We start from the raw sequence: 19054 nt of genomic DNA, 5'->3' as shown, positions 1-19054 counted from the left end.
TACAGTGAAGGAGGTCGGAGGTAGTTGTCAAGTAAGGCGCAGTGCTCCCGGAATTGCGAAGTTCGAGAACTCAGCCGATCAGCAGGGGTTCGGTTCGCCGATCTTCACGGCCGAGAGCACGGCTTCGATTTCCCCGAAAGGACTTCCGGCAGAGGGTGTCTGATCGACGACAATCCAGTTGGAATCGACCAGTTGGCGTCGACCCGCGCCGGTTGCGTCAGCACTTCTGGAGAAGAAGACTCCGGCCGACTGAATGGTGTCCTGTGCGTCTTGAAGATTCATGCACACGACGTTGGGCATGACCGCGGGAGCTGCAGCGGGCGTCACTTCCGCGGCGACTGGGGTCGTGGCCAGTGGAGAATTCGTCGTACCGGTCACCGAGGTGGTCAATGGAGCCTGAGTCGTCGTGGGTTGAGTTGTCGAGGTTGCAGTGGTGGTCGCGGTGGATGTTGATTCGGCCTCGCTGTCGGTGCTTGTTCCTGAGCACGCGGCAAGTGACGCCAAGGCGAATGCGCTGAGTCCGATGCGAACGGCAGTTGAGGGCGGGCGAATCGATGTCGAAAAGAGGTGTGGTGCGCGCACAGACGTTCCTTGTCGGTAAAGGGGCGATGAAAGCGGAGATTCGAGCGCAGAGCACATCCGACGCCGTCGATGTGCCTTATGTCGAATAGAACCATAGGCTTTCGGCACCGGATTCGAGAGGAATTGCCTACATGCATTTTCTGGAACTACGACACGCGCAGTGTGAACCCCCAGCGGCGTATTCGCCTGTCCTGGAGAGCTACGGAGACGTGCAGACTGTTCTTCTGGGCACCGACCCGCTTCCGGCACATCGACGGTTCGACGCCGTGATCGTGATGGGCGGGCCGATGGGCGTCGGCGATCAGGGCGAGGTCGAGTGGTTGGCATCCGAGATCGAATACATTCGCGATCTGGTCGAGAGCGACGTCCCGGTGTGGGGAGTGTGTCTGGGTTCGCAGTTGCTCGCCGCGGCGCTGGGTGCTCGCGTCTACACGGGCGCTGTGCCTGAAGTCGGAGTTGAGGAGATCACCTTGACTGTCGAGGGCCGGCAAGATCCCGTGTGGGGAGATCTGCCCTCCACATTTCCTGCAATGCAATGGCATTCGGATACCTTCGACATTCCGAACGGCGCGGTGCGGCTCGCTGGTTCAGCCAAGTATCCGAATCAACTCTTCCGATACAAGCAGAGTTACGCCGTTCAGTTTCACCTCGAAGCGTCCTCCGCGGTGGCGCGCGAGTGGATGGAACTGGCCGAGTACCGCGATTCGCTGCATGCTTCGCTGGGAGCGGACGGTCCGCGCATCTTCATGCAGCAGTTGAGTGCAGCCGAGTCGCAGGGGCTCGAGATTGCCGCAGCCGTGATGGAGAAATGGTTGAAATCCATCTCCACCGAATAAGCCCGTTTTGTCCTGATTGACCGATTTACCTGTTACCTTGTGTTCTCGTGGGTGGATGAACCGATCCGGTCGAGCAACACACCTCGTAGAGTCCGGATCTCCCCCGCGAAAGGGGAGCGATGCGCCGGATGCGGAAGATATCGACAGCATCAGTGACGTGTGTACTCGCGTCGACCGCGGTCTTGGGGGCGACCCAGGCCAATGCATCCCCGTGGGATTGCAATGTCACCGGGAGCTTGGATCAATCAGGTGGGCCGACCAATCCGATTCCCTGGCTCAACGGCACGGATGGCAAACTGCCGGAATTGCAAGGCCGCACCTCGGCGGTCGAGTACATCACGGGCGCGCTGAGCCCCAACCAAACCGTCGAGCGGTTCAACGTTCTCGGCACGGATCTGGGCATCATGTGGGACAACGGCGCAGGTCAGGTCCTGACAGCTTTCGGTGACACCGTCGGTATCGGATCTGACCCTCTGTGCTCCGGGGTGGTCGGCGACTGGCGCAGCAACGTCCTGTTCCGTAGCTCGGACGGAAATCTGTCCGACGGCATGAACATCGACTCCTCACCGACCGACCGACCGAATCACTCGCGCGAGATCATCGGAAGTCTGAAAGTCACCGGCGTCGAAACCAGCAGCATTCCGACGACGGGTATCTCCGTGGGCGGCGTTCAGTACGTCAACTACATGTCGATACGTTCGTGGGGAGGGTCGGGCGAGTGGGTCACCAACTTCTCGCAGATCGCGTCCTCGCACGACAACGGTGAGACCTGGCAGATCGAACCGGCCTCGTCCCGGCCCAATCTGCCGTTGACAGGTAACGACAACTTCCAGATGGGGTCCTTCGTCAAAGACGGTGGTTACGTCTACAACTTCGGCACCCCCGCCGGACGCTTTGGCGAGGGGCGTCTCTCGCGAGTCAAGGAAGCCTCCATCGCGGACGTCGCGGCGTACGAATACTGGGACGGAAAGGCATGGGTCCCCAACAATCCTGCTGCCGCTGCAGTAGTTCTCGACGGGGATGTCAGCGAACTGTCGGTGCAGTACAACAACTATCTCGGAAAGTTCGTCGCGATGTACTCCAACGAGTGGGGAGCGCTGGTGCTGCGGACGGCCTCGGACCTGACCGGTCCGTGGAGCGCACCGGACGTCGTGATCGGCACCGACGAGGTTCCGGGACTCTACGGCGCGTACATGCACCCCTGGTCGCAGGGGCAGGACCTCTACTTTCTCGCCACCACGTGGTCCGACTACAACGTGATGCTCATGAAGACCACGCTGCACCAGTGAACCGGATGGTTATCGTTGAACAGTGAGCACCACCGACAATGCGCTACTGATCACCGCCCTTCGAGACGTGTTGGTGGGACCACTTCCCGAAATCGGCCGACGATTTTCGACGCTGATCGCGGACATGGCGCCGCACACCTCTCTGGTGATCTTCACCCGCGAGTGCACCGGTAGGCCGCGCAAGGTTGCCGGGGATCCAGCTGTCGTCGATCGTGTGACCATCGCCGAACTCGACCGTATCCGTACGGATCTCACTGTCGGACAGATATTTCGGGGAAAGTGCGCTATCGCCGGCCGAGACCGTGAAGTGCTCGCGATGCTCGATCGAACAGACACCCTCCTCGTGCTGACGCCGCACCCCGGACCGGTGAAGGCGGCATCCCTCGAATTGATCCAGGCACTGTTCGCGGTGACTGCAACCGGAATTCAGCTCCAGGTGCGGAACGCGAGTCCGGCATATCTCGCCGAGTCGCGGGCAGCGTCGTCCGAGCGTGCACGCACCGTGGCAGAGATGACGGAGGTGCATGCGGCCACCCTCGAGACGATGCTGGCGACGCTGCGCTCGGCGGATCTCGACGACACGCGTGCTCGAACCTCGGCCAGGGAGACTGCGGCTTCGGCCCTGATCGGCCTGCGTTCGGCCGTCGACGTGCACCGCGAGTTGGCCGAGGAGTCGACCACCACCGCTTTTGCGCGGATGCGTGGGGAATTGCGTTCGCTGCTCAAGCATCGGGAAATCGCGTTGGAGTTGGTGGAGCCACCCGTCGACGGGCGTGGGTTACCCGGTGAAGTGGCGCACGGCGCCCGCGCGGTCGTCCGCGGCGCGGTCTTGGCCTTGTCGGATCAGCAGACGCTCTCGCGAATCCGGGTGGCCTGGACCCTCGACGCGGCTTCGCTCTCGATCGACATCCGCGACGACGGTGGTGGTGAAGCCGACGTGATCGACGTGGAACGCCAATTACGTTCGAGGGTAGAGACTTTGGGTGGAACCGTCGAATCCGAGTCGACGCCCGGGTGGGGGAACCGGATCAGCGCAACCATCCCGCTCGACGCGCCCGTCGCCCTACCGAACCGCGACGTCCTGACGGAACTGGCTCCGCGGGAGTTCGAGGTACTCGAGCATCTGGTGGCCGGACGGCGCAACAAGGCAATCTCGGAGCGACTCGGCGTCAGTGAGAGCACAGTCAAGTTTCATGTTGCCGGGGTCCTGCGGAAATTGGGCGTCGAGAGTCGGGGTGCGGCGGCCGCCGCGGGCGCCGAGGCCGGCGTGAAGCCTGCACCCTAGTCCTTTCGGCCAGGTCGGTCAGTCAGTTCGACCAGGGTTGCGGGCACCTACTTCGGGCTAACCTTTCAACGAGTGCACATATCGCAATGTGAAAACACGGCGCCATGTGACGACACGTCCTCAATCGCACGAAGCCAGGAGCAAAGCCATGCCACAGCAGGTACGCGGCGTCATCGCCCGATCCAAGGGTGCCCCCGTCGAAATCGTCCCCATCACGATCCCCGATCCCGGCGCCAACGAGGTAGTGGTCGCCATTGCAGCGTGCGGTGTGTGCCACACCGACCTGACCTACCGCGACGGCGGAATCAACGACGAGTACCCGTTCCTGCTCGGGCACGAGGCGTCGGGCATCGTCGAGAGCGTCGGCCCCGGTGTCACTCACGTCGAGGTGGGCGACTTCGTCGTCCTCAACTGGCGTGCCGTATGCGGGCAGTGTCGTGCGTGTAAGCGTGGCCGCCCGCAGTACTGCTTCGACACGTTCAACGCCGAGCAGAAGATGACGCTCGAAGACGGCACCGAACTGACGCCGGCACTCGGCATCGGCGCATTCGCAGACAAGACGCTGGTTCACGAAGGCCAGTGCACCAAGGTCGACGCCTCGGCCGATCCGGCTGTCGTCGGACTGCTCGGTTGCGGCGTCATGGCCGGCATGGGTGCCGCGATGAACACCGGCAACGTCGGACGCGGTGATTCGGTGGCCGTGATCGGGTGTGGCGGCGTCGGCGACGCAGCGATCATGGGTTCACGCCTGGCCGGTGCCAATACCATCATCGCCATCGACCGGGATCCTCGAAAGCTGGAGTGGGCCACGGAACTTGGTGCCACGCACACGATCAATGCGACCGAGGTCGACGACGTCGTCGAAGCGGTCCAGGAGCTGACCGGAGGTTTCGGCGCCGACGTGGTTGTCGACGCAGTCGGCCGTCCCGAGACCTGGAAGCAGGCGTTCTACGCCCGCGACCTCGCGGGAACCGTAGTGCTGGTGGGAGTTCCGACGCCGGACATGAAGCTGGAAATGCCGCTGGTGGACTTCTTCTCGCGCGGCGGAGCCCTCAAGTCGTCGTGGTACGGCGATTGCCTGCCCGAGCGTGACTTCCCCGTTCTGGTCGACCTGTACCAGCAGGGGCGTCTGCCGCTCGAGAAGTTCGTCAGCGAGCGCATCAAGCTCGACGAGGTCGAGAAGGCATTCGAGACGATGCACCGCGGCGAGGTTCTCCGTTCGGTGGTGGTCCTGTGACATTGCGAGTCGATCGCGTCGTCACCTCGGGCACGTTCAGCCTCGACGGCGGAACATGGGACGTCGACAACAACATCTGGCTGATCGGTGACGACAACGAAGTGGTGATCGTCGACGCAGCTCACACCGCGCAGCCGATCATCGACGCTGTCGGTGGACGCAAGGTGATCGGAATCGTCTGCACCCACGGCCACAACGACCACGTCACCGTTGCGCCGGAGCTGGCCGAGAAACTCGACGCTCCGATCTACCTGAACCCGGCCGACGATGTCCTCTGGGAGATGACTCACCCCGGGGTGAAGCATCTGAGCTTGGAAGATGATCAGCGTATTGCTGTGGCGGGTACGGACATTCTGGCCCTCCACACACCGGGCCATTCCCCGGGGTCGACCTGCCTCTACCTGCCCGAGGCGGGGGAACTGTTCAGCGGCGACACCTTGTTCTCCGGTGGACCCGGCGCAACGGGGCGGTCGTACTCAGACTTCCCGACCATCATCGGGTCCATTCGCGACAAGCTGTTCGCGCTCCCCGCCGAGACCAAGGTTCACACCGGTCACGGCGACGGCACGACGATCGGTACCGAGGCGCCGCATCTCGAAGAATGGATCCGCGCCGGATCCTGATGTGATCAGAAGCGAAGTGGGGACGCCGGTACCGGCGTCCCCACTTTTGTCACAACGCTGATGCCCAACCGGCGGTGTCGTTCTCACCCGGGATCGCCATCAGGCCGTGCCACAGTTCGAGGATCTCGAACCATTCTGTCTCGGATCGGCTGAGGGGACGGACGGATTCGTAGCCGGCGCGCAGGCTCTGCCGTACCGCGATCGGTGTCGGTCGCCAATCGGTGAACAGGGTGCCCAGATAGACGCTTGCCTTGGCCAGGTCGCTCACCCGGTGGTCGATCACCACGTCGTCGAAGTCGAGTACTCCGGTGGTCCGAGAGTTTCGAGTCAAGATGTTGGCTGCACGGAAGTCGTTGTGTACCAGTTGTGTTTGGTCATCGAGCTCGGACGCACGCGCCAGGAGGCCCACGAGCCTACGCGTTGCCTCAGGCGCGAACCCGCGGTCGAAATTCTCGAGCCAACCACCGATGCGCTCCTTCAACCCGGTGCTGCGCGACGAGAAAACCGATCCGTCGACATGGGTGGCGCCGAGCGTTCGGTGTATTTCTGCCAGACATGCTCCTGCCGAACGGACCGCCGCGCGGTCTTGCACGTCCAACCAATCTCCCGCCAACTCCGGCAGTACGGTGAATGACACTGCGCACGAAGGCCCTTCCAGTGTTTCCCGGTCCAGCAGTGTTTCCCGGTCCAATCCGTTCAGGGACGTGATTGGTGACGGAACGGGCACGCCCTGCGCGGCGAGTGCGCTCAGCAGGCGCGTCGACGCCTCCAGGTTCGCGAAGCGCTCTGTGTCGCGCGACCACTTCACCACCAGCCCACCTCGGTCGCTCGCAACCCACACAATCGCGTTCTGGTCACTGATCGCCATTCGCGAGCACTCGAGGGCCGTCAATCCCCAAGTCTGCTCGAGTACCGCCGAGACCCAATGGGTGGCTGCGCCGAAGCTGTTGAATCCGAATCGCTGCTTCAGAGCGGCTTCCGACTCCACCGACTCCCAGAGCATGGACAACCCGAGTGGCAACATGCTGTTCGACTCTAGTGGGGAGAAGTTCGAATCGAGGTGCCGATCTCGGAAGCACTCGAAGACGCCTTGGCGACAGCTGCAGTTCAGCCGCCTTGACTCAGTTCGCTGAAGATCAGGTTGGTCTGGGTATTGGCGATGGCCGGATCGTTGAGGTGCGCGCTGACGAAATCGCGAAGCCGAGTGGGGGATTCACACGACACGTGTACCAGGAGATCACGGTCCCCACTCATCAGGAACACTCGCTGAACGGAATCCAATCCGCTCAGGTGCTCGGCAATTTCCGTCATCCGGCTCCTGGCGTGGGAGTGAATCAGAATCGACACCATCGCCGAGATCTCGAGGCCGAGTAGCTCGAGGTCTATGTCTGCGTGAAACCCTTTGATGACGCCCGATTCGCGTAGCGCACGCATCCGCGCCAGAGCGGTCGACGGCGCTATCCCGACCTTCTCGGCGAGTGCGTTGTTGGGGATGCGTGCATCCCGGACGAGTTCGCGGAGAATCGCTGTATCGACGTCGTCGAGCCGAACATGATTCGGCCGAGCTGCGGCAGCTGCCCGTTCGATCGCATTTATCATCCGATTTCTCCCTGCCGTCGCGAAAATATTCAGCATCTATTGACCGCGCCCGTCGATGATCCTAGCTTTTGCCAAACACATCGAATTATCAAACGGTCGAGATCGACACAGTCGACTGTTGCGACGAAGGGGTCTGGATGTTTCCGAGGATCGGCCGCCACACGGGCGACTGGAGGGCGCGGTTGATCGACATCAGCCCGCCGATCTCCGAATCGACGCCCGTGTGGCCAGGCGATACCGCCTTCACCCGCGCTGTCACGTCCGACCTCGGCGGCAGTGACGCCGTCACCATCAACCGAATCACCACCACTCCGCATATCGGTGCTCACGCCGATGCGCCGGCGCACACTCGCATCGACGGCGCGACCATTGGTTCCGTTCCCCTCGAGCCCTATCTCGGCGAAGCACTGGTGGTCGACATGACGGGGGTCGACGGTGCCGCCTGCATCAGGCCCGTCGAAGAGACGGTGGAGCGACTCGGCGGACATCTGCCGCAACGGCTGATTCTGAGGACGTACCCGAAGTACCCACGCAAGTGGGACAACGACTTCGCCGGTGTATCTCCGGAGCTGACCCACTGGTTCGCCGACCGCGGTGGAGTTCTGATCGGAATCGACGGCGCCTCGTTCGATCCGATGGACAGCAAGACCATGGACGGGCACCACGCGGCAAGCGATCGTAGCGTCGCGATCCTCGAAGGACTTTGCCTCGACGACGTCGACGAAGGCTACTACGAGTTGATCGCACTGCCGCTGAAGTTCCTCGACCTCGATGCCAGCCCGGTACGCGCCGTGCTCCGGACTCTGCCTTCATCACCCTCAACGCCGACACATGCAGGAGAAGAATCGTCATGACATCGACAACCACACTTTCGTTGGAAGACTGCGTCAAGGCCGACGCAGTGGATCCCCTGAGGGAGTTCCGCCGCGAGTTCGCGATTCCGGAGGGCGTTCTCTACTTCGACGGAAACTCGCTCGGCGCGCGTCCCATTGCCGCGCAGGAATGCGCCGCGAGAGTGATCGGCGACGAGTGGGGCAACGGCTTGGTTCGCAGTTGGAACGAGGCTGGATGGTTCGACCTCCCGGTCCGCCTCGGTGACAAACTTGCCCCGTTGCTGGGAGCAGGTGAAGGCGAAGTGGTAGTAACGGATTCGACGTCGATCAACCTGTTCAAGGCATTGGCCTCCGCGCTGTCCATCGCGGCTGCACAGGATCCCAGCCGGAAGGTGATCGTCTCCGAGCGCGACAATTTCCCCACTGACCTCTACATTGCGGAGGGCATCATCTCGCTGCTCGATCAGGGATACGAACTACGCCTGATCGACCAACCGGGCGACCTCACCGAAGCAGTAGGACCGGACACCGCCGTAGTGATGTTGTCGCACGTCAACTACCGCACCGGAAACCTGTATGCGATGACGGAAGTCACTGCAGCAGTGCAGGAACGTGGCGCCCTCATGATCTGGGATCTCGCACACTCGGCCGGCGCCGTCACTGTCGATCTGAGCGGTGCCGACGCCGACTTCGCGGTGGGGTGTACGTACAAGTACCTCAACGGTGGTCCGGGTTCACCTGCATTCATCTGGGTCAACCGTCGCCATCAGAACACCGGAATCCAGCCGCTGTCCGGGTGGTGGGGGCACGCGCGACCATTTGCGATGGAGTCGGCCTACGAACCCGGCGCAGGAATACGACGGTTTCTGAGTGGTACTCAACCCATCACGTCGTTGTCACTCGTCGAGTGTGGTCTCGACGTCATGCTCAAAGCTGACATGGCCGACATCCGCAGCAAGTCGCTCGCGCTGGCCGATCTCTTCATCAGCCTCGTCGAGGAGCGTTGCGCTGCTTACGGTTTGGAGTTGATCACGCCGCGCGAACACGAGAGTCGTGGATCGCACGTGAGTTTTGTTCATCCCGAGGGCTATTCCATCATGAAGGCTCTCATCGCGCGGGGCGTCATCGGCGACTACCGCGAACCAGGAGTGCTGAGGTTCGGTATCACTCCGCTCTATCTCGGATACGCCGACGTGTGGAACGCCGTCGACGTGTTGCGAGACATCCTCGAGAACAAGTCCTGGGATCGCCCCGAATTCCGCGAGCGCGACGCAGTCACCTGATTCTTCCAAGTTTCCGCGGACCGGGAGGTACCGCCTTTCGCAAGGAGCTTTCATGAGTGATTTCAAAAACATTCAGCAGCGAGAATCAGGTCTCAAACGCGAACTCGGCCCCAAGCAGATGAGCATGATCGCGCTCGGCGGTGCAATCGGCACCGGACTCTTCCTCGGCAGTAAGTTCGCCATCGGCTTTGCCGGCCCGAGCGTCATCATCAGTTACGCGATCGGCGGGTTGATCGCCCTCCTGCTGATGGGTGCCCTCGCCGAAATGACTGTTGCACATGCGACATCAGGTTCGTTCGGTGCGTACGCAGAGTTCTACGTCGGACCGTTGATCGGCTTCCTCGTTCGCTATCTCTACTGGTCGTGCATCGTCCTCGCGGTCGGTACCGAGGTCACCGCAATCGGTGAGTATATGCAGTTCTGGTTCGCCGACGTACCGTCATGGCTGTGGATCGTGTTGTTCTCCGGAGTGCTGATCGGCGTGAACATGTTCAACGTCAAGGCCTTCGGAACGATGGAGTACTGGTTCTCGACGATCAAGGTCTTCGCGATCGTGGCGTTCATCGTGATGGCAGCGTACGTAGTGTTCGGTAGCGGGAACCCGGACTACGGATTTCACAACTACACGGCCGGTGGCGGATTCTTCCCGAATGGTTTGTCCGGCATGTGGTTTGCCGTGATCGTATCGATCTTCAGCTACTTGAGCATCGAGATGATCGCCATTGCAGCCGGTGAGGCGGAAAACCCCGCGGTGGCGGTGAAGAAGGCGTTCCGTGTGACGATCGTCCGACTGTTCGTCTTCTACATCGCAACGCTTGCCCTGATTCTGGCAATCGCTCCGATGGACAAGATCTTGAGCGGCGGAAGTCCCTTCGTCACGGTGATGCAGGTTGTGAAGATTCCGGGCGCAGACAGTGTGCTGAACTTCGTGGTGATCATCGCCGCGCTGTCCGCGATGAACAGTCAGCTGTACGTGTCTTCGCGAATGATGTTCTCGCTCTCCCGTGCTGGTGACGCGCCGGCCATTCTCGGCAAGGTCAGGGCCAACGGCTCACCGGTCAATGCCTTGCTGCTGTCGACGTCGGGTATCGCCGTCGCAACCATCGTCTACGTGCTCTTTCCCGAGCAGGCATTCACCTTGATGATCTCGCTGTCGATGTTCGGGGCGATGGCGACGTGGCTGCTGATCTTCGTGACGCACTGGTTCTTTCGCAAGCGGATGGCGAGCGAAGGACGAACCCTCTCGTTCACGATTCCGTTCTTCCCGGTGGGGACGATACTGGGTGGTGTCCTCATGGTCGCGATCCTCGTCACGACATTGTGGGTCGAGGATTTCAAGATGACCTTGGTGTTCGGGGTGCCGTTTGTTCTTGCCGTGATCGGCATCTACTACTTCACCCGATCACGTCGGGCGCAGAGTCGAGCGGTAACGGCTGAACAGGTTCAGGACGAGATCACCGGCACGGTGGTCAAGCGGGTTCCCTGACTTACATTGGCAATCACAGGGTTTCGGCGAAAAACTCCATAGTGCGGGTCCAGGCGAGGGCAGCAGAATCCGGGGCGTAGTGGCTGGTCGAAGTGTCGTTGTTGAACGCGTGGCCGGCGTCGGCATAGCGGTACACCCGGGCGAGATCGGACGCGGTTGCGCGCAATTGCTCGACGCTCTCCGGCGGGATACTCGGATCGAGGTCGCCGTAGTGACCGAGCCACGGGACCTGCAGTTGCGCTGCAAGTTCGGTGCCTGCGGCAATCCCATCCCATCGGGCTTCTGCAACGCCGCCACCGTAGTACGTGACAGCGGAATCGACGAGGGGTACGGCGGCACACCACAGGGATGCGGTGCCGCCCATGCAGAATCCGAGGGAGCCGACTTTGTCTGCTCCCTCGGATCGGCTGTAGTCGACGGCGGCACGTACGTCGTGGCCGATGCTTGTGCTGTCGAGTGCCATGAGCGCATCCTTCGCGGACGGGAAGTCGGTGAAGGAGGTCTGTGCGCCGCGGTGGTAGAGATGCGGGGCGACGGCAAGGTAGCCGGCATCGGCGAGGCGTTCGAGGATGCTCTCGATGTGTTGGTTCACGCCCCACGCTTCTTGGAGAACTACTACCGCATGTCTCGGTTCACTCGGCGAATCCGGTCGGCTGACGGTCAGCGGTACATCACGTGTGGTCGTCGTGAAAGTTCCCATGTCCCGACTGTATGCGAGCCCAGCCTGTAGGTGCACGGTCGAACTAGACTCGTCAAATGTTGAGTTCCGCCGTTCCGCCGATCAGCTTGGGCAGTTGGCCGACGCCCGTCGAACCTCTGGCGCGTTGCGCGCAGGCACTCGGATTGGGGCCGGAAGATCTGTGGATCAAACGTGACGACGTCACCGGCCTGGGCGGCGGCGGCAACAAGATCCGAAAGCTGCAGTACACCTGCGCTCAGGCTTTGGCCGTCGGCGCGACGACTCTGATCACTACCGGTGCACCGCAAAGCAATCACGCTCGCTTGACTGCGTCGGCAGCAGCCCGTTTGGGATTGCGTTGTGTGCTGGTGCTCGGTGGTGCCGAGCCGGAATCCGCGCAGGGAAATCTCGTTCTGGATGCACTCGCGGGCGCTGAGATCGTCTGGGCCGGTGGGGACACGGCATCCGCGCTCGACGCCGCGGTGCAGGCCGTCGCGGACTCGGGCGGTGTACCTTTTGTCATTCCCTTCGGTGGTACCAGCGCGGTGGCTGCGCAGGGATACGTGGACTGCGCACGCGAGATCGAACAGCAACTCGCCGGCGTCGATCGCGTCGTGGTTGCACTCGGATCGGGTGGAACGATGGCAGGCCTTGTCGCGCATCTGGGCGTCGACAGAGTTGTGGGCGTCGACGTCGGGGCTGTTGCCGACCCGGTGTCGACTGTCGCTGGGTTGTTGGACGAGATGCCTGGTCCGACCGCGCGAGCCGCAGATCTTCAGATCCTGCGAAACCAAGTTGGACAAGGATATTCGACGCTCACGGAAGCATCAGCCGGCGCGATCCGATGTTTGGCTCGTACTGAGGGCATCTTCCTCGACCCGACGTACACCGGCCGAGCCTTTGCGGGATTGATCCAACTCGTGAAGGACGAAGCCATCACGGCGGGATCAAAAACGGTCTTCCTGCACACCGGTGGGTTGCCTGGCCTGTTCGGACATCCCGAACTGTCGACGCTGCGGTGAGCGAGCAGATCGACTACCCGCTCAGCAGTCCGCTCGACGAACTGTCCGAGTGGCAACGCGTCGTTCGACCGCTGCGCGTCAGTGCCGACGGGTACTTGCGGTTGGCGACCAATCGGCTGGCCGTCGATTCCGACTACACCTGGGAGATGCACCGCCACAGCGATCACGAATTGCTGTGGGCGATCGACGGTGTTCTCGAGGTCCGTACTCCGGAGACTGTGTACACGGTGCCGAGCGGAGTCAGTCTGTGGATCCCGTCCTTTGTTCCCCACGAGGTGACAGCGCGCAGCGGCACAGAATTGTCGTGCACGTGGTTGGTGGCATCCGATGTGACCGGGTTGGATCGTGTGGTGGCCTTGTCCACCCCTCCGCTGCTCGAACAAGTACTCGATCACCTCACCCGAGACGACTTGACCGACGCGGCTCGTCGACGAGCCGAGGCGTTTGCCATCGACCTCGTCGAACCCGTTCCGCGACTGATTTTCGATGTGCCGCTGCCGACGACGCCGTGGCTTCGGCAGATCGCAGATCAGTTGGTTGCCAGCCCGGCCGACACCCGATCGGTCGAGGAGTGGGCCACCGACGCGAAGGTCAGTACGAGGACTCTCACACAACGGTTTCCGGCCGAAACCGGATTGACCTTCTCGGAATGGCGTATGCGACTGCGGGCTCATCATGCGATGCAACTTCTGGCACTCGGTCGAAGCATCTCGTTTGTGGCGCGGAAGACGGGTTTTCGTTCCGAAAGCGCGTTCGGTGCGGCTTTTCGTCGAACGATGGGCGTGACGCCGGGGGAGTTTGCAAGCCTGATCGATCATCCGCGCGCGCCAATGACCGATTGGCTACAGGACTAGTCCGAACAGCGACTCTAAGTGCCTCGATCGGACTTGTGCCGTGCCGCAGAATGAACTTAGGGTTGGCTAAACAATCACCCTGTAGGAGTTCTGCGTGCGCGCAATTCGATCATTTTCTTTCGGTTCCAGAGTCATCGCAGCGGCGGCGGTTGCCGTCGTAGGTGCGATGGTGGTGACCGGCTGTTCCTCGTCGTCGGCCGACTCCGAGCAGACGGACGTCCGGACCGTCGCGTCGGCGTACGGGGACATCGAGGTGCCGGTTTCACCTGAGCGCGTCGTCGCCGCGTCGTACGACACTCCTTGGCAGCTCATGTCTCTCGGAGTGAAACCGGCTGCTGTGCAGGACTACGGCAAGTGGATCAGTGAATTCACGCCGGAGCAGCAGGCCTTCGTCGACGGGCTCCCGACCATCGGGCCTTTCGGGGAAATGAACTTCGAAGCGATCGCTGCGGCGGATCCCGACATCATTGTCGGCGACGCCGACGAGGTGGACCAAGCGGCGTTCGACCGTCTGTCCGGCATTGCACCCACCGTCATCGTCAAGGGAGAGAGCCGAGGCGACTGGAAGAAGATCACCACCGAGCTTGCTGAGGCAATTGGCAAAACCGACGTGCTCGAGTCGACGCGGACTGCTTACGAAGAGAATCTCGAACGTGTCCGTGGCGAGTACGCCGACGTGATCGCGACCAACAAGTGGATTCACATTTCACTCGGAGACGCGCCCGGCGCTTTCTCGGTTCAGCAGCCCACCGGTGCGATCGGCAATTTGGTGGTCAACGAACTCGGATTGGCGTACGGGCCCGGTGTTCCGACCAATTACACCGATGCCGGATACGCGTCCTATCCGATGGAGCAGTTGGCCGACATCCTGAACGGCGTGACGGTCGTGCTGTATCCGCTGAACGCGGACGGGTCGACCAGTGCGGCGGTTCAGGCGGTCCTCGACGACAACCTCTTCACGAGGCTGCCGGCGGCGCAGGCCGGGCACGTCTTCGGATTGCAGTCGAGCGTCACAGACTTCGTGACCGCGAACGGTTGGCTGAACGAAGTGAAAACGAAGGTGTTTGCAACGCTCTGACGCTTGCTCACCTTTTCACTGCGTGCCCGCAACTGACCAGTTGAGGGCGCGCAGTCTTTTTGGTCGCCACTACGAGCGGAAATCCTGTCCTCTGCTTATGATTTCTGTCACTGCCGGTTACCGTTACTTCGACGAGGGCGACGCGGTTCGATCTTGCCCTGGCAGGGATCATCGATCCTCGGCGACGTGCGGAGGTGGTCGCCATCCCCGCAGATCCGTGGGGTATTTTGTCCGTATCTACTGTCGGGGTGAGCAGTGATGTGCGGGGGAGTTTTTGGTGAGTACAAGCGCTCGTGCCGTCTTTCGAGCAGGGCGCTCTGGATTTCGGGACCATACCCGTCCGGACATTAGTTCTGGTTTGCTGAGCGTGAACGGTGCGTGGGGCGAATCGTTCGAGGGGACGAAAGGCGAGATCGGCGAATGACAGCGACTTCCGACGCACGGCGTACCGAATCGAACGCTGTCCAGAACACCGACTCGCCGTCCGGCGAAAATCCGCGCTGGCGCGACCGCAAGAGGTACCTGTGGCCGCTCGGATTGCTGATTCCACTCAGCCCGTTCCTCTCCTGGATTCTCGTCGACAACCTTCGTCTCGGATTGTTCTGGGCGACCGGCGCGTGGCTACTGGTCATCGTCATCCCGATCATCGACATGCTGGCCGGTGAAGACGGCGAAAGTCCGCCGGACGATGCGATCCCACGACTGCAGAAGGACCGCTACTACCGCTGGTGCACTTACGCGTTCCTCCCCTTGCAATACGCCGGTCTGGTCTTCGCCTGCTGGTGCTGGATCAACGCTCCGATGGGAATCGCGGAGAAGATCGCGATGTCGTTCACGGTGGGCGTCGTCGCCGGCGTCGGTATCAACGCGGCCCACGAGCTCGGCCACAAGAGCGAGAAGATCGAACAGTGGCTCGCGAAAGTGGCGCTTGCGCAATCTCTCTACGGGCACTTCTACGTGGAACATAATTTCGGCCACCATGTGCGTGTAGCGACTCCGCAGGACCCGGCCAGCTCGCGGTTCGGTGAGAGCTTCTGGAGGTTCTTGCCACGAAGTGTGTTCGGCGGCCTGCGTTCTGCCTGGCGGATCGAGAGCGCTCGACTCCAGCGGAAAGGCAAACGAACCTGGAGCTTCGAGAACAATATTCTCAACGCTTGGGCGATGAGCGTTGTCCTTTTCGCGACGCTGATCGGTATCTTCGGTTGGGAGGTCGCGCCCTGGCTCCTGCTGCAGGCAGTTGCCGGATTCACCTTCCTCGAAGCCGCGAACTACCTCGAGCATTACGGCCTGCTGCGTGGCAAGCGTGCCGACGGCTCGTACGTTCGCTGCAGCCCCGCTGACAGTTGGAACAGCGATCACGTCGTGAGCAATCTGTTTCTCTACCAACTGCAGCGGCACAGCGATCACCACGCCAACCCGAAGCTGCGGTACCAAAGTCTGCGTAGCGCGGCCGAAGCGCCGCAACTTCCGGCCGGCTACGCAGTGATGATCGTGATCGCGTGGATTCCACCGCTGTGGCGCCGGGTGATGGATCAGAGATTGTTGGACTACTACGACGGCGACACAGAACGAATCAACGTCGGCTGATCCGCATCCCTCTCTGAACTGTTCGGAGTTGTCGTCTCAGCGACCGTCGTCCCACACGGTGTTGCCGCTTGCAGTCGTCGACGGGTAGTCCTGGACGGCGTCCCAATGCTCGACGATTTTGCCGTTCTCGTCGAATCGGAAGATGTCCATCGAGCCGCTGCCGGCCGTTCCCTCACCGGACGAAGCGAAGGTCTGAACAAAGACGAAGTCGCCCTCGGCTACCGTCCGTGGAAACTTGGTGGCCTTGTCTTCGGTAACGGGTTCGATCCCGGCCAGTGCGGTGACAAATGCGTCCTTGCCGTCAGCGAACGAGGGGTTGTGCTGCGTGTAGGTCGGACCGACCAGCTGGTCGGCAGCCTCGGCGGCTTTGCCTTCGTTGAAGGCGAGCTGCAGGAACGTCAACGCGTTGGCCGTGTTGCGCTCCAAGACTTCTGACGACTTGGACGGCGACGAGGTGGGTCCGTCGAACATCGTGTTCGGATTCGCGGACGTTTCCGGCACGTCTTGAATGGCATCCCAGTGTTCGACGATCTTGCCGTTGTCGACGCGGAAGATGTCGAATACCGCCTGGCCGCGGTCGCCGGGTGCAGACGTGGTGTGGGACTGGAGGGCAACCAGATCGCCCTCGGCGAAAACGCGAGTGATCTCGGCATGCAATCCGGGTGTGGCCTCGACGTAACCGCCTATGCCGCTGACAAATCCGGCTGCCCCATCGGCGGCGGTGGGGTTGTGCTGGATGTAGACGTCGCCAAGGTACCGGTCGGCGGCTTGCTGAACCTGACGGCCGTTGAACGCCAGTTCGTAGAAGTCCGTGACGACGGTCTTGTTGGATTCGAGTTGATCGCCCTGTTCGGCAACAACGCTCGTGGACGTCGTAGAACTGCTGGGCGTTGCGGATTCCGCGTCGTTGGAGCACGCGGTGAGCAGGAGTGCGGCGGCAGCGGGAACAGTCATCCAGGCTGCGCGCCTACGAAGGTTGCTCATATTCAGTGTGCGACGGTGAAACGCTGGCGACGGTGGGCCGGAGTCTCGATCTCGTCGACAAAAGCGTGTGCGTAGTCTTCGCCCGCGATGGCGGAGTTGCCCTCGGCGTCCGTCAGGAGAATGTCGCCACCCAACTGGAACGATCCCTTCGGGGCGACGCCGGCATGGGCACCGAACGCAGCGGCCGGGCTCACGTAGAACCAGTCGACATTGCTGTCGGTCGCGCGGAGCGCATCGAGGACGTCGGCGTGAGCGAGTGCCTCACCCTTGTATGCGTCCGGGAAGTCGGGGGTGTCGACGACGCGTGGCCCACCCTCGGAGACCAACAGGCTGCCGGCGCCACCGACTACGGCAATGCGAGCACCGTTGCGAGCGGCGGCATCTGCGAGGGGAGTGACGGCGTCGAGCAGGCGCTTGCCGTCGATCTCGCGAGCGGGGATGGCAACGACAACGACGTCGTTGTCTGCCGTGATCTGCTCCACGATCGTGTTGTCGTGAACAGAACCCTGCACGACATTCGTGTCGGTTCCGGACTGCGCGCTGCGAGCGACGACGGTTACCTCGTGGCCGCGTGAAGCGGCTTCTTTCGCGATTGCGCTTCCTGCAAAACCGTTTCCACCGAATACTGCGATCTTCGACATGGGGTGTGCCTTTCCTTGATGTCGTCGTTGTGCTTGTAGTAGTAAATTTATTCACCCCGAGGTGCATTGTCTCGGTCAGATGCGGGCATTCCTTGGTGAAAAACAGACATCATGATGACGATGGGCCGACTGCTTCGGGTCGACGTTGCGAACCGTAGGGTTGGTACATGACTCTCACCGCCGACAACAATGCAGGTCCAGTGGCAATCGAGCGCTCGGACGTCGAAGCTGCGCGGACTCGTATCGCAGGACTGGCGCGGCGTACTCCGATCTTTCGCACTGCGCTACCGACGCCACAGGGTGAGGTACCGGTTCTGTTCAAGCTCGAGTACCTCCAGCACGGCGGTTCCTTCAAAGTGCGCGGCAGTCTCAATGCAGTGGAACGAGCGGTCGCCGACGGCACCATGCCCGATGCCGGCGTGGTGATCGCGTCTGGCGGCAACGCTGCAATCGGGGCCGCGTGGGCAGCGCGGCGACGAGGACTCACCTGCACAGTGGTGGTGCCGGAGACAGCGCCTGATGCCAAGGTGAAGGCTCTCGGAGAGTTGGGTGCAACCGTTCACAAGGTAGGCGACCGGTATGCACTCGCTGCTGCCGCTGCGGCGGACCTCGCACGCACCAGCGGTGCGCTCGAACTGCACGCCTACGACCTGCCCGACATCGTCAGTGGGGCCGGCACCATCGCTCTCGAGATCGAAGACGACGCATCCGGACCGATCACGTATTGCGTTGCAGTCGGCGGCGGCGGATTGGTCTCTGGAATCGTCGCGGCGGCTCGTCCCGAAGATCACGTGGTAGCCGTCGAGCCGACCGGGGCTGCCACCTTGCGCACCTCGCTCGATGCGGGGCGTCCGGTGGATATCGAAGTGAACAGCATCGCCGGAGACTCGTTGGGGGCTACACGAATTGGCGTCATTGCCTGGGAGACACTGCATGAGAGTTCGGTAGACAGTGTTGTGGTCGAAGATGATTCGATCCGGCAAGCGCGGGCATTCCTGTGGCGGGAGTTCCGGATTCTGGTGGAGTTGGGAACCGCAGCAGCATTGGCTCCGGTTCTGAACGGAACGGTGTCGCCGCCGTCCGACGGTGAACTGTGCGTGGTTCTATGCGGAGCCAACACACATCCGACCGACCTGTAATTTCAGCGTATTTGTTT

Annotated in this window: 19 protein-coding genes; 13 read left to right on the top strand and 6 right to left on the bottom strand. The window is 61.8% G+C overall.

Annotated features, from left to right (window positions below; genetic code table 11):
* Positions 1-78: 78 nt before the first annotated feature.
* Complete coding sequence (locus M1L53_RS00495; protein WP_054187496.1) at positions 79-582, bottom strand: PASTA domain-containing protein; 504 nt, start codon at positions 580-582, stop codon at positions 79-81.
* A 209-nt stretch (positions 583-791) separates the two neighbouring features.
* Between M1L53_RS00495 and M1L53_RS00490 the strand changes: the two genes are divergently transcribed.
* The 5 genes from M1L53_RS00490 to M1L53_RS00470 all read left to right on the top strand — a co-directional run bounded on the left by M1L53_RS00490 (position 792) and on the right by M1L53_RS00470 (position 5852).
* The gene (locus M1L53_RS00490) at positions 792-1418 is read left to right on the top strand and encodes a type 1 glutamine amidotransferase (RefSeq protein ID WP_007730853.1); all 627 of its coding nucleotides are present in this window, start codon (positions 792-794) and stop codon (positions 1416-1418) included.
* Positions 1419-1537: 119 nt separating this feature from the next.
* Positions 1538-2707, top strand: a complete 1170-nt coding sequence (locus M1L53_RS00485; RefSeq protein WP_054187495.1) for a DUF4185 domain-containing protein — start codon at positions 1538-1540, stop codon at positions 2705-2707.
* Between the two features lie 22 nt (positions 2708-2729).
* Positions 2730-3992, top strand: coding sequence for a response regulator transcription factor family protein (locus M1L53_RS00480; RefSeq protein ID WP_003943037.1), 1263 nt, complete (start codon positions 2730-2732; stop codon positions 3990-3992).
* Between the two features lie 148 nt (positions 3993-4140).
* Positions 4141-5229, top strand: a complete 1089-nt coding sequence (locus M1L53_RS00475; protein WP_007730860.1) for an S-(hydroxymethyl)mycothiol dehydrogenase — start codon at positions 4141-4143, stop codon at positions 5227-5229.
* The gene (locus tag M1L53_RS00470; protein WP_054187494.1) at positions 5226-5852 is read left to right on the top strand and encodes an MBL fold metallo-hydrolase; all 627 of its coding nucleotides are present in this window, start codon (positions 5226-5228) and stop codon (positions 5850-5852) included. The genes M1L53_RS00475 and M1L53_RS00470 overlap by 4 nt, the downstream gene beginning before the upstream one ends.
* A gap of 49 nt (positions 5853-5901) precedes the next feature.
* Here the strand turns inward: M1L53_RS00470 and M1L53_RS00465 are convergent, their stop codons facing one another.
* Positions 5902-6876 (bottom strand): phosphotransferase enzyme family protein, encoded by a 975-nt coding sequence (locus tag M1L53_RS00465; RefSeq protein ID WP_054187493.1) that lies wholly within the window; start codon positions 6874-6876, stop codon positions 5902-5904.
* An 83-nt stretch (positions 6877-6959) separates the two neighbouring features.
* Positions 6960-7451, bottom strand: a complete 492-nt coding sequence (locus tag M1L53_RS00460; protein ID WP_007730865.1) for an Lrp/AsnC family transcriptional regulator — start codon at positions 7449-7451, stop codon at positions 6960-6962.
* A gap of 137 nt (positions 7452-7588) precedes the next feature.
* On the opposite strand from M1L53_RS00460, the gene kynB reads away from it, so the two are divergent.
* Genes kynB through M1L53_RS00445 form a run of 3 tightly spaced genes read left to right on the top strand, consistent with a single transcriptional unit; the run spans position 7589 to position 11053 of the window.
* Complete coding sequence (kynB, locus tag M1L53_RS00455) at positions 7589-8305, top strand: arylformamidase (protein ID WP_054187492.1); 717 nt, start codon at positions 7589-7591, stop codon at positions 8303-8305.
* A complete protein-coding gene (gene kynU / locus M1L53_RS00450; protein ID WP_054187491.1) occupies positions 8302-9567 on the top strand; it encodes a kynureninase in 1266 nt (421 codons plus the stop codon). The genes kynB and kynU overlap by 4 nt, the downstream gene beginning before the upstream one ends.
* 52 nt (positions 9568-9619) lie before the next feature.
* Positions 9620-11053, top strand: coding sequence for an amino acid permease (locus M1L53_RS00445; protein ID WP_003943087.1), 1434 nt, complete (start codon positions 9620-9622; stop codon positions 11051-11053).
* A gap of 13 nt (positions 11054-11066) precedes the next feature.
* On the opposite strand, the gene M1L53_RS00440 is transcribed toward M1L53_RS00445, so the two are convergent.
* Positions 11067-11753, bottom strand: a complete 687-nt coding sequence (locus M1L53_RS00440) for a dienelactone hydrolase family protein (protein ID WP_019745675.1) — start codon at positions 11751-11753, stop codon at positions 11067-11069.
* Between the two features lie 56 nt (positions 11754-11809).
* On the opposite strand from M1L53_RS00440, the gene M1L53_RS00435 reads away from it, so the two are divergent.
* The 4 genes from M1L53_RS00435 to M1L53_RS00420 all read left to right on the top strand — a co-directional run bounded on the left by M1L53_RS00435 (position 11810) and on the right by M1L53_RS00420 (position 16273).
* Positions 11810-12754, top strand: a complete 945-nt coding sequence (locus M1L53_RS00435; protein WP_054187490.1) for a D-cysteine desulfhydrase family protein — start codon at positions 11810-11812, stop codon at positions 12752-12754.
* Positions 12751-13608, top strand: coding sequence for an AraC family transcriptional regulator (locus tag M1L53_RS00430; RefSeq protein WP_054187489.1), 858 nt, complete (start codon positions 12751-12753; stop codon positions 13606-13608). Before M1L53_RS00435 ends, M1L53_RS00430 begins: the two co-directional genes overlap by 4 nt.
* Before the next feature lie 94 nt (positions 13609-13702).
* Positions 13703-14686 (top strand): ABC transporter substrate-binding protein, encoded by a 984-nt coding sequence (locus M1L53_RS00425; RefSeq protein WP_030536016.1) that lies wholly within the window; start codon positions 13703-13705, stop codon positions 14684-14686.
* A gap of 420 nt (positions 14687-15106) precedes the next feature.
* On the top strand, positions 15107-16273 hold the full coding sequence (locus M1L53_RS00420) for an alkane 1-monooxygenase (protein ID WP_007730881.1): 1167 nt from the start codon (positions 15107-15109) through the stop codon (positions 16271-16273).
* Positions 16274-16309: 36 nt separating this feature from the next.
* Here the strand turns inward: M1L53_RS00420 and M1L53_RS00415 are convergent, their stop codons facing one another.
* The gene (locus M1L53_RS00415; RefSeq protein WP_225320166.1) at positions 16310-17227 is read right to left on the bottom strand and encodes a nuclear transport factor 2 family protein; all 918 of its coding nucleotides are present in this window, start codon (positions 17225-17227) and stop codon (positions 16310-16312) included.
* 32 nt (positions 17228-17259) lie between these two features.
* The gene (locus tag M1L53_RS00410) at positions 17260-17898 is read right to left on the bottom strand and encodes an NAD(P)-dependent oxidoreductase (RefSeq protein WP_030536013.1); all 639 of its coding nucleotides are present in this window, start codon (positions 17896-17898) and stop codon (positions 17260-17262) included.
* A gap of 167 nt (positions 17899-18065) precedes the next feature.
* Here M1L53_RS00410 and M1L53_RS00405 point away from each other — a divergent pair, with 167 nt between their 5' ends.
* Positions 18066-19037, top strand: coding sequence for a serine/threonine dehydratase (locus tag M1L53_RS00405; protein WP_054187488.1), 972 nt, complete (start codon positions 18066-18068; stop codon positions 19035-19037).
* The last annotated feature ends 17 nt before the right edge of the window (positions 19038-19054 follow it).

The organism is Rhodococcus sp. T9N, assembly GCF_024436645.1.
GTDB lineage: Bacteria > Actinomycetota > Actinomycetes > Mycobacteriales > Mycobacteriaceae > Rhodococcus_F > Rhodococcus_F qingshengii.
The sequence above is the reverse complement of the archived record's forward strand: the minus strand, read 5'-3'. Positions and strand labels throughout refer to the sequence as shown.

Excerpts from the sequence above, each read along its gene's own strand:
- M1L53_RS00485 (WP_054187495.1), top strand. The coding sequence starts at position 1,538 with ATGCGCCGGATGCGGAAGATATCGACAGCATCAGTGACGTGTGTACTC.
- M1L53_RS00475 (WP_007730860.1), top strand. The coding sequence starts at position 4,141 with ATGCCACAGCAGGTACGCGGCGTCATCGCCCGATCCAAGGGTGCCCCC.
- M1L53_RS00465 (WP_054187493.1), bottom strand. The coding sequence starts at position 6,876 with ATGTTGCCACTCGGGTTGTCCATGCTCTGGGAGTCGGTGGAGTCGGAA.
- M1L53_RS00460 (WP_007730865.1), bottom strand. The coding sequence starts at position 7,451 with ATGATAAATGCGATCGAACGGGCAGCTGCCGCAGCTCGGCCGAATCAT.
- kynB (WP_054187492.1), top strand. The coding sequence starts at position 7,589 with ATGTTTCCGAGGATCGGCCGCCACACGGGCGACTGGAGGGCGCGGTTG.
- kynU (WP_054187491.1), top strand. The coding sequence starts at position 8,302 with ATGACATCGACAACCACACTTTCGTTGGAAGACTGCGTCAAGGCCGAC.
- M1L53_RS00445 (WP_003943087.1), top strand. The coding sequence starts at position 9,620 with ATGAGTGATTTCAAAAACATTCAGCAGCGAGAATCAGGTCTCAAACGC.
- M1L53_RS00440 (WP_019745675.1), bottom strand. The coding sequence starts at position 11,753 with ATGGGAACTTTCACGACGACCACACGTGATGTACCGCTGACCGTCAGC.
- M1L53_RS00435 (WP_054187490.1), top strand. The coding sequence starts at position 11,810 with ATGTTGAGTTCCGCCGTTCCGCCGATCAGCTTGGGCAGTTGGCCGACG.
- M1L53_RS00420 (WP_007730881.1), top strand. The coding sequence starts at position 15,107 with ATGACAGCGACTTCCGACGCACGGCGTACCGAATCGAACGCTGTCCAG.
- M1L53_RS00415 (WP_225320166.1), bottom strand. The coding sequence starts at position 17,227 with ATGACTGTTCCCGCTGCCGCCGCACTCCTGCTCACCGCGTGCTCCAAC.
- M1L53_RS00410 (WP_030536013.1), bottom strand. The coding sequence starts at position 17,898 with ATGTCGAAGATCGCAGTATTCGGTGGAAACGGTTTTGCAGGAAGCGCA.
- M1L53_RS00405 (WP_054187488.1), top strand. The coding sequence starts at position 18,066 with ATGACTCTCACCGCCGACAACAATGCAGGTCCAGTGGCAATCGAGCGC.